Origin of the sequence: Bradyrhizobium tropiciagri (assembly GCF_001189845.1) — a bacterium.
Classification (GTDB): Bacteria; Pseudomonadota; Alphaproteobacteria; order Rhizobiales; family Xanthobacteraceae; genus Bradyrhizobium; species Bradyrhizobium tropiciagri.
Map to the genome: position 1 here is coordinate 108492 of NZ_LFLZ01000006.1, position 15868 is coordinate 124359.

Consider the following 15868-nt stretch of genomic DNA (forward strand, 5'->3'; position numbering starts at 1 on the left):
TCACGTTGGTTCGTCGCGCCGCTCGATGGCTGCGGATTGGGCAACAGATCGACGCGTCAGCTCGTCGCAACGCAGCCGACATCAAGTTCGGCGCATGACAGGGAGGATTGAATGAAACTGACGAGGCGTGAGTTTTCCGCCGGCATGGCGGCAGGTCTCGCTGCTCCTGCGCTGATGCGCAGCGCCTGGGCGCAGGGAGCGACCATCAAGATCGGCATGTGCGTGCCGGTGACCGGACCGGCAGCCGAGCAGGGGCTGTGGGCCCAGAACGGCGCCAAGCTGGCGCTGGCCGCGGTCAACAAGGCCGGCGGCGTGCTCGGCAAGCAGGTCGAGCTCGTGATCGAGGACGACCAGACCACCAACCCGGGCATCGTGCTGGCGTTCTCCAAGCTCGCCGCGCAATCCGATATCGTTGCCTTCCTCGGCTCGATCCGCTCGACCCAGGTGCAGGCGATGGCGCCCGACGTCATCAAGGTCGGCAAGCCTGTGATGATCGGCGGCACCAATCCCGATCTCACCCATTCCGGCAATCCCTGGCTGTTCCGCTTCCGCCCGAACGATAATTACTCCGGCCGCGTGATCGCCGACTTCGGCGTCACCACCCTTGGCAAGAAGAAGTGGGCGATCGTCCATTCCACCGACGCGTTCGGCACCGCGGGCGGCAAGGCGCTCACCGAGGCACTGACCAAGCTCGGCGCGCCGCCGGTGCTCGACCAGGGTTACGCCAACCAGAGCCAGGACTTCACCCCGGTCGTGCTGGCCGTGAAGCAGTCCGGCGCCGACGTGCTCGGCACCTACTTCACCTTCGAGAATGACCTCGGCATCTTTGCCCGCCAGCTGCGCCAGCTCGGCGTGAACATCCCCTGGGTCGGCTCGCCCTCGGTGGTGGCGGTGTCCTCGACCAAGCTCGCAGGCCCTGCGCTGTTCGGCACCTACGGGGTCGCCGACTTCGCCGAGGACTCCAGCGACACCGCGAAGGCGTTCGGCAAGGCCTATCGCGATGCCTACAAGACCGCGCCCGACAATCAGAGCGCCTGGCCGTACGACGCGATCACCATCCTGTCGGCGGCGATCAACAAGGCCGGCTCGACCGATCCGAACAAGATCCGCGATGCCATCCTGGCAACGCAGAAATTCGCCGGCGCCGAAGGCGAATATAACTTCGACAAGAACGGTGACGGTCTGCACGGCTACAACGTCGTGAAGAACGACAAGGGCAAGATCGTCTACGACAAGCACATCGACTTCAACGATTGATCGCGGCTCGGCCTCGCCGCCCGACGCGGCGAGGCCGGTCTTCTGCGCACACTGTTCTGATCGAGCGCTGTCATGGATCTGATTCTCCAACTGCTGTTCACCGGCATAGGCATCGGCGCGGTCTACGCGCTGGTCGCGCTCGGTTTCGTGCTGATCTTCCGCGCCACCAATGTGGTGAACTTTGCGCAAGGCGAGTTCTCGATGGTGGCCGCCTATCTGATGGTGGTCTGCGTCGAGCTCGGCCTGCCTTACTGGCTGTCCTTTGTGATTGCGCTTGCCGGCATGGCGCTGCTCGGCGTCATCTTCAATCTCGGCGTCTACTATCCGCTGCGCCACCGCACCTATCTGCCTGTGATCATCGCCACCATCGGCGCCTCGATCCTGCTGTCGAACTCGGTGCTCGCGATCTACGGTCCGCAGCCGCAGGTGCTGCAGGGCTGGTTCGACACGCCCGGCATCCAGCTCGGCCCGGTCTACCTCGACAGCCAGTATCTGCTGATCATCGGCGTCACGATCCTCCTGGTGCTGTTCAATTTCTGGTTCTTCGAGAAGACGCTGCTCGGCAAGAAGCTGCAGGCGACCTCGCAGGACAAGGAGATGGCCTCGCTGCTCGGCATTTCCGTCTCCACCATGATCATGATCACCTTCATCTATTCGGCCGTGCTCGGCGGCCTCGCCGGCATCCTGGTGGCGCCCGTGCTGTTTGTCTCGATCCAGATGGGCTCGACCATTGCGCTGAAGGCATTTGCCGCGACCATCATCGGCGGCTTCGGCGATGTCGCCGGCGCGATCGTCGGCGGCCTCGCGCTCGGCGTGATCGAAACCTTCGGTGCGGCCTACATCTCGGTGCCGTACAAGGACGGCTTTGCCTTCCTGGTGCTGATCGCCTTCCTGGTGTTCCGGCCGCAGGGCATCTTCGGCGAACGTGTCGCGGAGAAAGCATGAGCGCCAGCGACAATATGATTCCGGCACCCGCCGTGCGCTCGAAACCGCTGATCATCCGGCATCTGCCGTATTTCATCGGCGCTGCGGTGCTGGTGGCGCTCGCCGCGGGCATGCAGTTCGACGGTTACATCCTCAATATCCTGCTGCAGGCCACGACCTTCTCGATCGCGGTGTTCGGCCTTTCGGTCGTGCTCGGCCTGTGCGGCCAGATCAACCTGGCGCAGGCGGCGTTCTTCGGCTTCGGCGCCTATGCCGTCGGCCTCGGGACCGCCGACCTGCATCTGAACTTCTGGCTCTGCCTGGTTGGCGCCTGCGCGATCACGTTGGTTGCCGGTGCATTCCTCGGCATGTCGACGCTGCGGTTGGGCGGGCATTACCTTGCGATGGTGACGATCTCGTTCCAGCAGATCGTGACGCTGGTCATGATCAACGCGGTCGGCGTCACCCACGGACCGGACGGCGTCGCCAACATTCGCCGGCCCGAGCTGTTCCAGTCCTCGCAGAGCTATCTCGCCTTCTGCGTTGCGATGCTCGCGATCGTCGGCTATCTGGTCTGGCATCTGCCTGACACCAAGCTCGGCCGCGCCATGCGTGCGGTGCGCGACAACGAGCTCGCGGCCGGCGTCAACGGCATCGACGTGTTCCGCACCAAGGTCTCCGCCTTTGCGGTGTGCGCGGTGCTCGGTGGCCTCGCGGGCGGCCTGTTCGCTGGCGGCTTCGCCTATGTCAGCCCGGACCAGTTCTCGTTTGCGGAATCGATCCAGTTCCTGACCATGTCGCTGCTCGGCGGCGTGGCGTCGCCGATCGGCTCCGTGATCGGCACCGGCCTCCTGATCCTGATCCCGGAATGGCTGCGCTTCCTGAAGAGCGTGCCGGGCCTCTACCTCGCGATCTACGGCCTGTCGGTGATCCTGATCATCCGCTTCATGCCTGATGGCATCTGGGGCTTCGTGTCTGACGCCTTCACGCGCTGGCGTGCGCACACCAAGGCGCCGCCTGTTGCCGGAGCGCTTCACCTCAAGCCCGCGACGACTGGCGGCGACATCGTGCTCGAGGTCACTGGGCTCTCGAAGCATTTCGGCGGCCTCAAGGCGGTCGATGGCGTCGACATCGCGGTGAAGCGCGGCAGCGTGCACGCGCTGATCGGACCGAACGGCTCCGGCAAGACCACGACGCTGAACGTGCTGTCCGGCCTTTACAAGGCCACATCAGGCAAGATCGTGCTCGACGGCACCGACATCACCAACATGGCACCGCATCAGCGCACTGCCGCGGGTCTTGGACGCACCTTCCAGAACATCCGCCTGTTCCGCTCGATGACGGCGCTGGAGAATGTCGAGATCGGCGCCGAACGACCGGGCAACACCATGATCGGGAAGGGCGACGACGCGCTGACCGAACGGGCGATGGAGGCGCTGACCTTCGTCGGCCTCGGCAGCCGCGCCAACGAATTGATCTCGAGCTTCTCCTACGGCCATCAGCGCCTGATCGAGATCGCGCGGGCGCTGGCGTCGAACCCGACCTTGCTGCTGCTCGACGAGCCGGCCGCAGGCCTCAATTCGACCGAGAAGCTCGAGCTGCATGAGCTGCTCAAGCGCATCGCAGCGCAGGGCCTCACCATCCTCATCATCGATCACGACATGACGCTTGTCTCGGAAGCCGCCCAGCACATCACGGTGCTGAACTTCGGACGCCGCATCGCGGACGGCGAGTCGATGGCGGTGCTGCGCCATCCTGACGTCGTTTCCGCCTATCTCGGGAGCGAATGATGCCGCTGCTCGAAATCCGCAATCTCGTGGTCCGCTACGGCGAGATCGAAGCGCTGCGCGGCGTTACCATCGCCGTGGAGCAAGGGCAGGTGGTCACGCTGCTCGGTGCCAATGGCGCCGGCAAGTCGACCACGCTGCGGGCGATCTCCGGCCTCGCCAAGCCGGCCTCCGGCGACATCCTGTTCGACGGTCACTCGATCGCGGGCCTCGGGCCGGAAGCGATCGTGCGGCTCGGCATCTCGCATGTGCCGGAAGGCCGCCGCGTGTTTCCGGGCCTCACCGTGAAAGAGAACATCATGCTCGGCGCGTCGAACCGGAAGGTCTCGGCGTCGCAGATCTCGCGCGAAGCCGATGCGATGTTCGATTTGTTTCCGGATATTCGCGCCTTCTCCAACGCGCTCGGCTGGACGCTGTCCGGCGGCCAGCTGCAGATGGTCGCAGTGGCGCGCGGCCTGATGGCCAAGCCGCGGCTGCTGCTGCTCGACGAGCCGTCGCTCGGTCTCGCACCTGTGATCGTGCAGGCGGTGTTCCGCATCATTTCGCAGATCAGGAAGGACACCACGGTCTTGCTCGTCGAGCAAAATGCGCGCATGGGACTCTCGGTCGCCGATCACGGTTTTGTTCTCGAAACCGGGCGGATTGTGCTCGGAGGCAAGCCCGACGAATTGTGGGGCAATGAAGCCATCGCCGCGGCCTATCTCGGCGGCCACGCCAAGACCCACGCCTGACAACGTCCCGTGCTTTACCAAGCGAGCTAGTCTTTCATGGTCACCATCAAGGTCGATAACCTCATCAACTTCGTCTCCGAGGTGTTTTCGCATTCGGAGTCCTCTCCGGAAGAGGCGAAGCGCATCGCGACCTACCTGACGACGGCGAACCTCACCGGGCATGACAGCCATGGCGTGATCCGCGTTCCGGTCTATGTCAGGTGGAAGAAGATGGGCTCGATCGTGCCGAACCAGACCCCCGAGGTCGTGGTCGACACGCCGTCGCTCGCGGTGGTCGACGGCAAGTTCGGTTACGGCCAGACCGTCACGCCGGTCGCGGTCAAGCTCGGCATCGAGAAGTGCAAGAAGGCGGGGCTTGCCGCGGTCGCGCTGCGCAACTCCGGCCATCTCGGCCGCGTCGGCGACTGGGCCGAAATGGCCGCCGCCGAAGGCCTTGTTTCAATTCATTTCGTGACCGCGGCAGGCTCGCTCTTGGTCGCGCCTTACGGCGGCGTCGAGAAGCGGCTGTCGACCGCGCCCTATTGCGTCGGCATTCCGCGCCAGGGCCTGGATCCGATCGTGCTCGATTTCGCGACCTCGGTTGTCGCCGAGGGCAAGTGCCTGGTCGCGAGCCGCGGCGGCAAGAAGCTGCCGATCGGCGCGCTCGTCGATGCCGACGGCACGCTGAGCGAGGATCCGCACGTGCTGTATGGTCCGTATACGCCGGACGGGCCGCGCGACCACACCAAGGGAACCGGCGCGATCCGCGCCTTCGGCGATCACAAGGGCTCCGGCCTTGCCTTCATCTGCGAACTGCTCGGCGGCGCGCTGACCGGCACCGGTGCAACGTCGTCGGACCGTCGCTTCGCCAACGGCATGATGGCGTTCTACATCGATCCCAAGGTGATCGACACCAGCAATTTCTTCGACGGCGAGATCACCCGCTACACCGATTTCATCCGCGCCACCAAGCCGATCGCAGGCACGGATTCCGTGCTGGTTCCGGGCGATCCGGAGCGGAAGACCCGCGCCGATCGCACCAGGAACGGCATCCCCTTGCCTGACGACACCTGGGCGGCGATAGTGAATACCGCGCGCGAAGTCGGCGTCAGCGAAGTCTCGATCCAGCGGGCGACCAGCTGAGGTCAGCTCCCCAAAAACACAAAAGGAAACGCGATCAATGGCAAACAAGGTCAAGCAAGTCTGGGCATCGGGCAAGGCGGTGGTGAACGCGTGGCTCGCGATCCCCTCCGGGTTTTCGGCCGAAGTGATCGCGCAATGCGGCTTCGACAGCGTCACCGTCGACATGCAGCATGGCGTCCAGGATTATCTCTCGATGGTGCAATGCTTCCAGTCGATGCATGCCCATCCGGTCACGCCGATGGTTCGCGTGCCCTGGAATGAGCCCGGCATCATCGGCAAGGTGCTCGACGGCGGCGCCTATGGCGTGATCTGCCCGATGGTCAACACGCCGCAGGAAGCCAAGAACCTCGTCTCCTATGCGAAGTATCCGCCGAAGGGCGTGCGCTCCAACGGTCCGATCCGCGCCGGCATGTACGGCTCGGCCGGCACCTATCAGCAGACCGCCAACGACGAGATCGTGCTGCTGCCGATGATGGAGACCAAGACCGCGGTCGAGAACATGGAAGCGATCCTCAATGTCGAAGGCATCGACGGCGTCTATATCGGTCCGTCCGATCTCGGCTTCTCCTATGGCCTGGTGCCGAAACTCGATCGCGACGAACCGGAGATCCTCAAGATCTACGAGAAGATCATCAAGGAGTGCGGCAAGCGCGGTCTCAACCCCGGCATCCACTGCTCCGGCGCCGAGGGCGCGGTGCGCGCGATCAACATGGGCTTCAAGCTCGTGACGCTGTCGAACGAGGTCGGCCTGATGCAGACCTACGCCAAGATGCAGGTCAATGCGACCCGCGAGAAGTCCGGCGGCAAGGCGTAACTGGATCCTCTCCCTCTCCCCGTTCTTTACGGGGAGAGGGTTGGGGTGAGGGGCCTCCATCCGGCGAGCACTTTTGTCGAAGTTGGCACTGTGCCTCGCCTCTCACCCGAATTCTCGCTGTGCGAGAATTCGACCTCTCCCCGTGAAGGTTGGGGAGAGGTCAAGAAAACACCAAGGAGAACTCCCATGGCCTCGGCACAAGTGATCCGCCTGCACGCCGACGACAGCGTCTTGATCGCGCGCGCGAGCCTGCCGCCGGGGCTTGAGGTGACTGAGGGCGTCACCACGGTCGATCGCATTCCGGCCGGCCACAAGGTCGCGATCAGGCCGATTGCGCAGGGCGAGCCGATCAGGCGCTACGGCCAGATCATCGGCTTTGCGACGCAGCCGATCGCGCCGGGCCAGCATGTGCACACCCAGAATTGCGGCATGGGCGATTTCGCCAAGGACTATGCCTATGGCGTCGACGTCAAGCCGGTGCCGAACTTCGATCTGCCGGCGACGTTCGAGGGCATCCGCCGCGCCGACGGCCGCGTCGCCACGCGCAACTATATCGGCATCCTCACCTCGGTGAATTGCAGCGCGCATGTCGCCGGGATCGTCGCCGACATGTTCAAGAAGAACCCGTTCACCGGCGACAATCCGCTGGCCGACTTCCCGAATGTCGACGGCGTCGTCGCGCTGACTCACAAGACCGGCTGCGGCATGACCCAGGACGAGCCGCTGGCGCTGCTTCGCCGCACGCTCGGTGGCTATGCGCGGCACGTTAATTTCTCCAACGTGATCGTGCTCGGCCTTGGTTGCGAGGTGAACCAGATCGGCGGTCTGATGCAGGAGCAGAAGCTCGCCGGCCGTTTGCGCGCGATGGACATCCAGGAGGTCGGCGGCACGCGCAAGACCGTGGAAGCCGGCGTTGCCTTCGTCAAGGAAGCACTCGCTGACGCCAACAAGGTCAAGCGCGAGGCGGTGCCGGCAAGCGAGCTCACCGTGGCGCTGCAATGCGGCGGCTCGGACGGTTACTCCGGCGTGTCAGCCAACCCGGCGCTCGGCGCGGCGAGCGATCTCTTGGTTCGTCACGGCGGCACGGTGATCCTCTCCGAGACGCCGGAGACCTACGGCGCCGAGCATCTGTTGACCCGCCGCGCCGTCAGCCGCGAGGTCGGCGAGAAGCTGGTCGGCCTGATGCGCTGGTGGGAGGAATACACCCAGCGCGAAGGCGCCGAGATGAATGCCAATCCGAGCCCCGGCAACAAGGCCGGCGGTCTCACCACCATCCTGGAGAAGTCGCTCGGCGCGATGGCCAAGGCGGGCAGCACCAATCTCGTCGACGTGCTGCGCTACGCCGAGCCCGTCACCAAGAAGGGCTTCGTGTTCATGGATACGCCCGGCTACGACCCGGTCGCGGCGACCGGGCAGGTCGCCGGCGGCGCCAATCTCGTCTGCTTCACCACCGGCCGCGGCAGCGTGTTCGGCTGCAAGCCGGCGCCATCGATCAAGCTCGCCACCAACACGCCGATGTACAAGCGGATGGAAGACGACATGGACGTCAATTGCGGCACCATCCTCGACGGCGAGGAGAGCGTGCAGGAATGCGGCCAGCGCATCTTCGACCTGATCCTCAAAACCGCCTCGGGTCAGCCGACCAAGAGCGAGAGCTTTGATTTCGGCGGCGCCGAGTTCGCGCCGTGGGTGCTGGGAGCTACGATGTAAGGAAGAATGCGTAGCCCGGATGGAGCGGAGCGAAATCCGGGACTCTCTCCGCGGACAATGACCCCGGATTACGCTCCGCTTCATCCGGGCTACGGATTGGGCGGAGGGAAACATGCGCGCGCTTCGGTTCGCAACACTTGGATGCCTCGCATTTTGGGCGGCCTTGAACCTCGGCATCGCCTCAGCCGACGCCGCAACCATTGTTGCGCTTGGCGCGAGCAACACCTACGGCAAGGGCGTGGCGCGCAACCAGGCCTATCCCGCGCAGCTCGAGGCGATCTTGCGGGCCAAGGGATTGAACGTCCGTATCGTCAACGCCGGCATCAATGGCGACACCACGGAAGGGATGCTGCAACGGCTGGACCGGGCGGTCCCGAACGGGACCCGCGCGGTCATCTTGCAGCCGGGTGGCAACGATCGGCGCAAGGGCAGCCCTGACCGGACTGCGGATATTCAGAGCCGCCTCAGCGCCCGTGGCATCACGGTGATCATGCTTGCCAACGGGATGCTGCACGGACTTCCCCATCAGCCCGATGGTGTGCATCTGACCCCCGAGGGCTATCATATGCTTGCGGAGCAGCTTGCCTCGCAGGTATCCGGCGCGATCGGACGTTAGTCCCGTAGCCCGGATGGAGCGCAGCGAAATCCGGGACTCTTGCCGCGGAGAAGATCCCCGGATTGCGCTTCGCTCCATCCGGGCTACGAGCTTCGCTCGCTGCTTGGGCAATCGCTGCCCGTTGTTAGTGCTTGATCCATACCGGAACCAGTGTTCTGCTCAAAAAAGCTGCTGGAGTCCTTGGTCCGTGTCGATCTTCGTCGCACTGCATCACGTCACGCACTACAAATACGATCGGCCGATCGATCTCGGGCCCCAGACCATTCGGCTCCGGCCCGCGCCGCATACCCGCACGCCGATCCTCAGCTATTCGCTGAAGGTCACGCCATCAAATCATTTCGTGAACTGGCAGCAGGACCCGCAGGGCAACTGGCTGGCGCGCTACGTGTTTCCGGAGAAGGCGACCGAGCTCAAGGTCGAGGTCGACTTCACCGCTGAGATGACGGTGGTCAATCCGTTCGACTTCTTCGTCGAGCCCTATGCCAACAGCTTTCCATTCGCATATCCCGGCGATCTCAAGACCGAGCTCGCGCCCTATCTCGAGACCGAGGAGCCCGGGCCGTTGCTCGCGGCCTATCTGAAGGACATTCCGCGCCGGGCCGACAGCACCGTCAATTTCCTGGTCGAACTGAACGCGCAGCTGCAAAAGAAGATCAGCTACGTGATCCGCATGGAGGCCGGCATCCAGACGCCGGAGGAGACGCTGGCCGCTTGCTCCGGCTCGTGCCGCGACTCGGCGTGGCTCTTGATCCAGACGCTGCGGCATCTCGGGCTCGCTGCGCGTTTCGTCTCCGGATATCTCATTCAGCTGCGGCCGGATATCGATCCGCTCGAGGGACCGCGCGAGGTCGAGAGCGACTTCACCGATTTGCACGCCTGGGCCGAGGTCTATCTGCCGGGCGCGGGCTGGATCGGTTTCGACGTCACCTCCGGCATGCTGACCGGCGAGGGACACATTCCGGTCTGCGCGACGCCGCACTACCGCTCGGCCGCGCCGGTGACCGGGACCGCAGGCGCCGCCAATGTCGAGTTCGGCTTCGAGATGAGCGTCAAGCGCATCCGCGAGGCGCCGCGGATCACGAGACCGTTTTCGGATGCATCCTGGGCGCGGCTCGACCGGCTCGGCGAGCAGGTCGATGCCGACCTCAAGAAGGACGATGTGCGGCTCACCATGGGCGGCGAGCCGACGTTCGTTTCGGTCGACGATCTGGAATCGCCGGAGTGGAATGTCGCCGCGGTCGGCCCGACCAAGCGCGCGCTCGCCGACGAATTGATCCGCAAGCTGCGCACGCGGTTTGCGCCCGGTGGCCTGCTGCATTACGGCCAGGGCAAATGGTATCCCGGCGAGAGCCTGCCGCGCTGGGCGTTCGGCCTCTACTGGCGCAAGGACGGCAAGCCGATCTGGAAGAATGCCGATCTGATCGCGTCGATCGAGAATCCGCTCAAGGCCAGGGTTGCCGATGCCGAGCGCTTTGCTGTCGGCACTGCGAAGAAGCTCGGACTCGGCGCCGACTATGTCATGCCGGCTTATGAAGACCCGGCGTTCTGGCTGCAGCGTGAAGCCGGGCTGCCGGCCAACGTCACGCCCGATAACTCCAAGCTGACGGATGCCGAAGAGCGCGCGCGCCTGGCGCGGGTGTTCGACGAGGGATTGACGACACCGAAAGGCTTTGTGCTGCCGATCCAGCGTTGGACACCGCTTGCCGATAAAATCCCTGGGCGCTGGCGCAGCGAGCGCTGGAAGATCCGGCGCAGCCATCTGTTCGCATCACCCGGCGATTCGCCGCTCGGCCTGCGGCTGCCGATCGGCTCGCTCGAACATGTCCCGCCGGAGGACTATCCTTACATCGTCGAGCAGGATCCGATGGCGCCGCGCGAGGCGCTTGCCGACGCGGAGCTGAAGCAGGCGCTGAAGGACATCCCCGAGCCGCTGCCGGTGCGCACCGCAATGGCGATTGAGGTGCGCGACGGCGTGCTCTGCGTCTTCATGCCGCCGGTCGAACAGGTCGATGACTATCTCGAACTGATCACGGCAATCGAGGCGACCGCCGAGGAAACGCAGCTCGCGGTGCATGTCGAAGGCTATTCGCCGCCCTTCGACCCGCGCGTCGAGGTGATCAAGGTGACGCCGGACCCCGGCGTGATCGAGATCAATGTGCAGCCGGCGCAGAGCTGGCGGGAGGCCGTAGACATCACCCTCGGCCTCTACGAGGACTCCGCGAAGACGCGGCTCGGGGCCAACCGCTTCCTGATCGACGGCCGCCATACCGGAACCGGCGGCGGCAACCATATCGTTGTCGGCGGCAGCAAGCCGGAGGATTCGCCGTTCCTGCGCCGGCCGGACCTTCTGAAGAGCCTCGTGCTGTATTGGCAGCGGCATCCGTCGCTGTCCTATCTGTTCTCCGGCATGTTCATCGGCCCGACCAGCCAGGCACCGCGCATCGACGAGGCGCGGCATGACGGGCTCTATGAATTGGAGATCGCACTGGCGCACGTGCCGCCGCCGGGCATGGACGCGCCGCTGTGGCTGGTCGACCGGCTGTTCCGGCACATCCTGGTTGACATCACCGGCAATACCCATCGCGCCGAGATCTGCATCGACAAGCTCTATTCGCCCGATGGCCCGACCGGCCGGCTCGGCCTGGTCGAATTCCGCGCGCTCGAAATGCCGCCTGATCCCAGGATGTCGCTGGCGCAGCAGCTCTTGATCCGGGCGCTGATCGCAAAGCTGTGGCGCGAGCAGCAGCAGGGAAAGTTCGTGCGCTGGGGCACGGCGCTGCATGACCGCTTCATGCTGCCGCATTTCCTCTGGGAGGATTTTCTGGGCGTGCTCGCCGAGCTCAAGCAGTCCGGCTACGACGTCGAGCCGGAATGGTATCAGGCGCAGCTTGAATTCCGCTTCCCCGCCTTCGGCCGGGTCCACCATGGCGGCGTCGGCCTCGAATTGCGACAGGCGCTCGAGCCATGGCATGTGCTGGGCGAGGAGGGCACATCGGGCGGCACCGTGCGTTACGTCGATTCGTCGGTCGAGCGGCTGCAGGTGAAGGCAACCGGTTTCGTCGAGGGCCGCCATGTCGTCACCTGCAATGGCAGGCGGATGCCGATGAGCGAAACCGGCCGCGCCGGTGAGGCGGTCGCAGGCGTCCGCTTCAAGGCCTGGCAGCCCGCCTCCGGCCTGCATCCGACCATTCCCGTGCACGCGCCGCTGACATTTGACCTGATCGACACCTGGAACGGCCGCTCGCTCGGCGGCTGCGTCTATCATGTCGCCCATCCCGGCGGCCGCAACTACGAGACCAAGCCGGTCAATTCCTACGAGGCCGAGGCGCGGCGGCTAGCGCGCTTCCAGGAACACGGCCACACCCCCGGCAAGATCGAAACACCGCCGGAGGAACGCACAATTGAGTTTCCCTTGACCCTCGACTTGCGGACGCCGCTCCTGCACTAATTGGAGCGTTCTCCAGCGAACTGGGGTGCAGGGGAAATGCAATGACCGTGTCGGGTGGCCGGGGCAGCAGTCAAGGCAGCAGTCAGGAGAGCCGGGCCCGTCCCGGTCAGCGCCGGATGGCGCAATGGACCCGCGACTATGTTCGGCTTCCGGGCATTCCCGACGAATATATCGCCGAGAACGGCGCGCCGCGGCCGGCCTGGGCCCGTTTCTTCGATGCCTTTGCCGGGCTGTCGCCGGCCGACATCGAGCGCCGCTTCGCCTCAGCTGATCGCCATCTGCGCGAGGCCGGCGTCACCTATCGCACGCCCGGCGATACCTCTGACAGGATCTGGCCGCTCAGCCATCTGCCGCTGATCATTGACGCGGCCGACTGGCGGCAGCTCGCCGCTGGCGTCGCGCAGCGGGCGCAGCTTCTCGAAATGGTGCTGGCCGATCTCTACGGCGAGGGCCGTCTCGTCGCCGACGGTGCCATCCCGGCCGCTGCGATCGCCGGCAGCAGCGAATATCTGCGCGCGGTCAGCGGCATCAAGCCGCCGGGCGGCCGCTATCTGCATCTCTATGCCGCCGACATCGGCCGCGGGCCTGACGGCCGCTGGTGGGTGCTCGGCGATCGCACGCAGGCGCCGTCCGGCGCGGGCTATGCGCTGGAAAATCGCCTGGTGCTGTCGCGCGCCTTTTCCAATCTCTACAAGTCGATGAATGTCGAGCGCGTCGCGCCGTTCTTCGAAGCGTTCCGCGATTCGCTGCGCGCCAGCGCCGACCGCGACGAGCCGCGGATCGGCCTGCTCACGCCGGGCGCATTCAGCGAGACCTATTTCGAGCATGCCACGCTCGCGCGCTATCTCGGCTTCCTGCTGGTCGAGGGCGATGATCTCGCGGTCTCCGGCGACCGCGTCCACATCCGCACCGTCGCCGGATTGAAGCGGCTCGACGTGCTGCTGCGCCGGGTCGATTCCAACATGCTCGATCCGCTCGAGCTCGATGCGTCGTCCTATCTGGGCGTGCCCGGTCTCGTCGAAGTGCTGCGCAAGGGCGGCGTCGTGGTCGCCAACATGCCGGGCTCGGGCGCATGGAGGCGAGGGCGCTGCTTGGCTTTCTGCCCAATCTGTGCCGGCGCTTGCTCTCCGAAGACCTGATGATGCCGCATATCGCGACCTGGTGGTGCGGTCAGAAGTCGGCCCGCGAGCAGGTGCTGTCACGGCTCGATGAATTCGCGATCGAAGGCGCCTATGGCCGCGGCGTTGCGGATTTTCCCGGCAACGGGCCGGTGCTGCCGGGTGAGCTCTCGGCGGCGGACCGCGACCGCCTGAAGGACGCGATCAGCCATCGCGGCATCGACTATGTCGGACAAGAGCTGGTGCGGCTCTCCACCACGCCGGTGTGGGAGAACGGCCGCATCGCGCCGCGTCCGTTCGTGCTGCGGGTGTTCGCGGCGGCGACGCCGAGCGGCTGGACCGTGCTGCCCGGCGGGTTCTGCCGGATCGCCGACCGGGCCGATGCGCGCGCGGTGTCGATGGGCGATGGCGCAGTGTCCGCCGACGTCTGGGTGGTGTCCGACAAGGCGGTCGCAACCTCGACCTTGCTGCCGGCGGTCGACACGGTGCGCATCCGCCGCATTGCCGGCGTGCTGCCGAGCCGTGCGGCCGATAATCTGTTTTGGCTCGGCCGCTATCTCGAGCGCGCCGAGGCCACCATTCGCCTGATCCGCGCGCTGTGCACGCCGCTGCGCGATCCGGCGCGCGCGAATGCGAACGGCAACGCGCCGGCGATGCATTCGGCCGAGCGCATCCAGCGCTTGCTGGTGACCTGGGGCGCGGCCTCGCAGGCGGCGCGGGCCAATCCCGCCAAGGTCGCGCTTGAAGCGCTGCAGAGCGAGGAGAAGTTCGGCTCGGCGCTCTCGCTGGTGCGGTCGGCGCAGCGCACTGCGACGTCGCTCCGCGAGCGGCTGTCGCCGGATGCCTGGCAGGTCATCACCGAGATGGCCGACCGCCTCGCGATCGAGGTGCATGACGATGACGGTGTCGTCAGCGCCGCCGAGCTGACCTTGCAGGAGCTCGCAAGCTTCGCCGGCCTCGCGCAGGAGAACATGAACCGCGCCGCCGGCTGGCGCTTCCTCGAGATGGGCCGCCGCGCCGAACGCGCCATCAACACCACGCGCTTCGCCCGCCAGTTCGCCTATGACGAAGCCGGCGACGAGGACCTCGACGTCCTGCTCACGCTGGTCGACTGCCAGATCACCTATCGCTCGCGCTACCTGGTGCAGCCGCTGCTGACCCCGGTGCGCGATCTCGCGGTGCTCGATCCCTACAATCCGCGCTCGGTCGCATTCCAGGTCGCGGCGCTGAACGAGCATATCGCCGCGCTGCCGAGCCTGAAGGAGCATGGCCTGATCGAGCGGCCGCAGCGGCTCGCAGTCGCGGTCGAGGCGATGTTGACGACGGCCGAAGCTTCGAGCCTCGACGTCAAGACGCTGTTCGCGCTGGAGCAGGATCTGCTCAACCTCGCCGACGCGTCGGGCTGCATTACTTCCCGCACGGACCGAATGCCAGCCGGCCGGAGAAGCTCACGGGGCTGGCGTGATCTACGACATCCGCCACGTCACGACCTACAGCTATGAGACCCAGGTCAGCTTCGCCCGCTGCTCGCTGCGGCTGGAGCCGATCAGCGGCGACGGGCAGCAGCTGATCTCCCATTCGGTCGAGATTCGCCCGAGGCCCGCGGAGCGCACCGCGCGGCGCGATTTCTTCGGCACGCTGACCGAGAGCGTCCTGATCGAGAGCGCGCATCGCAGCCTTCGCATCGATTCCCGCTCGCGGGTCTCCGTGGCGCGGCAGCCGCCGGCGCGTGACGCCGCCAGCCCGCCCTGGGAGAGCGTGCGTGACAATGCGTTCGAGGCGCTGAGCTCGATGCGGCCTCGCCGGTCGGCTACGTCTTTGCCAGTGCGCTGGTGCCGGTGCTGCGGCCGGTGACGGCCTACGCTTCCGCGAGCTTCTCGCCTGGCGGCGGTATCCTCACTGGAGCGGCCGATCTGATGCGCCGCATCCGCAGCGACTTCAAATACGATCCCAAGGCGACCGTGATCTCGACGCCGCTTCGCGACGTGTTCGAGAAGCGCCACGGCGTGTGCCAGGATTTTGCCCATGTGATGATCGCCGGGCTTCGCGGCCTCGGCCTGCCCGCGGCCTATGTCAGCGGCTATCTGCGCACCATTCCACCGCCGGGCCAGCCGCGGTTGCAGGGTGCCGACGCAACCCATGCCTGGGTCTCGGTCTGGTGCGGCAGCGAGCTCGGCTGGGTCGGGTTCGACCCGACCAACGATCTCATGGTCGCCAACGATCACATCATTCTCGCCATCGGCCGCGACTTCGCCGACGTCTCGCCGGTCGACGGCGTCATCGTCGGCGCGCGCAAGCAGAAGCTTGCCGTCGCGGTCGACGTGCTGCCGGTGGAGTGAGT

9 protein-coding genes and 2 pseudogenes are annotated in these 15868 nt (G+C 65.7%); all 11 read left to right on the top strand.

All coding sequences use genetic code 11. The features are described from left to right. The first annotated feature begins 111 nt into the window (after window positions 1-111). Window positions 112-1257, top strand: coding sequence for an ABC transporter substrate-binding protein (locus AKN84_RS07475; RefSeq protein WP_050420107.1), 1146 nt, complete (start codon window positions 112-114; stop codon window positions 1255-1257). A gap of 72 nt (window positions 1258-1329) precedes the next feature. Beyond that, window positions 1330-2202, top strand: a complete 873-nt coding sequence (locus AKN84_RS07480) for a branched-chain amino acid ABC transporter permease (RefSeq protein ID WP_050420108.1) — start codon at window positions 1330-1332, stop codon at window positions 2200-2202. Beyond that, on the top strand, window positions 2199-3971 hold the full coding sequence (locus AKN84_RS07485) for a branched-chain amino acid ABC transporter ATP-binding protein/permease (protein WP_050420109.1): 1773 nt from the start codon (window positions 2199-2201) through the stop codon (window positions 3969-3971). The genes AKN84_RS07480 and AKN84_RS07485 overlap by 4 nt, the downstream gene beginning before the upstream one ends. After that, window positions 3971-4699 (top strand): ABC transporter ATP-binding protein, encoded by a 729-nt coding sequence (locus tag AKN84_RS07490; protein WP_021079917.1) that lies wholly within the window; start codon window positions 3971-3973, stop codon window positions 4697-4699. The genes AKN84_RS07485 and AKN84_RS07490 overlap by 1 nt, the downstream gene beginning before the upstream one ends. 36 nt (window positions 4700-4735) lie before the next feature. Further along, window positions 4736-5821: a malate/lactate/ureidoglycolate dehydrogenase gene (locus AKN84_RS07495; protein ID WP_050420110.1), complete on the top strand. Its 1086-nt coding sequence runs from the start codon at window positions 4736-4738 to the stop codon at window positions 5819-5821. 37 nt (window positions 5822-5858) lie between these two features. Then, window positions 5859-6635 carry an HpcH/HpaI aldolase family protein gene (locus tag AKN84_RS07500; RefSeq protein WP_050420111.1) on the top strand — a complete coding sequence of 259 codons (777 nt, stop codon included), beginning with the start codon at window positions 5859-5861 and terminating at the stop codon, window positions 6633-6635. A gap of 186 nt (window positions 6636-6821) precedes the next feature. After that, complete coding sequence (locus tag AKN84_RS07505) at window positions 6822-8345, top strand: UxaA family hydrolase (RefSeq protein ID WP_050420112.1); 1524 nt, start codon at window positions 6822-6824, stop codon at window positions 8343-8345. Window positions 8346-8508: 163 nt separating this feature from the next. Further along, window positions 8509-8961 (top strand): GDSL-type esterase/lipase family protein, encoded by a 453-nt coding sequence (locus AKN84_RS07510; RefSeq protein ID WP_050420188.1) that lies wholly within the window; start codon window positions 8509-8511, stop codon window positions 8959-8961. Between the two features lie 187 nt (window positions 8962-9148). Beyond that, window positions 9149-12409, top strand: a complete 3261-nt coding sequence (locus tag AKN84_RS07515) for a transglutaminase family protein (protein ID WP_050420113.1) — start codon at window positions 9149-9151, stop codon at window positions 12407-12409. A gap of 116 nt (window positions 12410-12525) precedes the next feature. Further along, window positions 12526-14992, top strand: a pseudogene (locus AKN84_RS07520) (circularly permuted type 2 ATP-grasp protein). After that, window positions 14989-15866: pseudogene (locus tag AKN84_RS07525) on the top strand (transglutaminase family protein). Before AKN84_RS07520 ends, AKN84_RS07525 begins: the two co-directional pseudogenes overlap by 4 nt. Window positions 15867-15868: the final 2 nt, after the last annotated feature.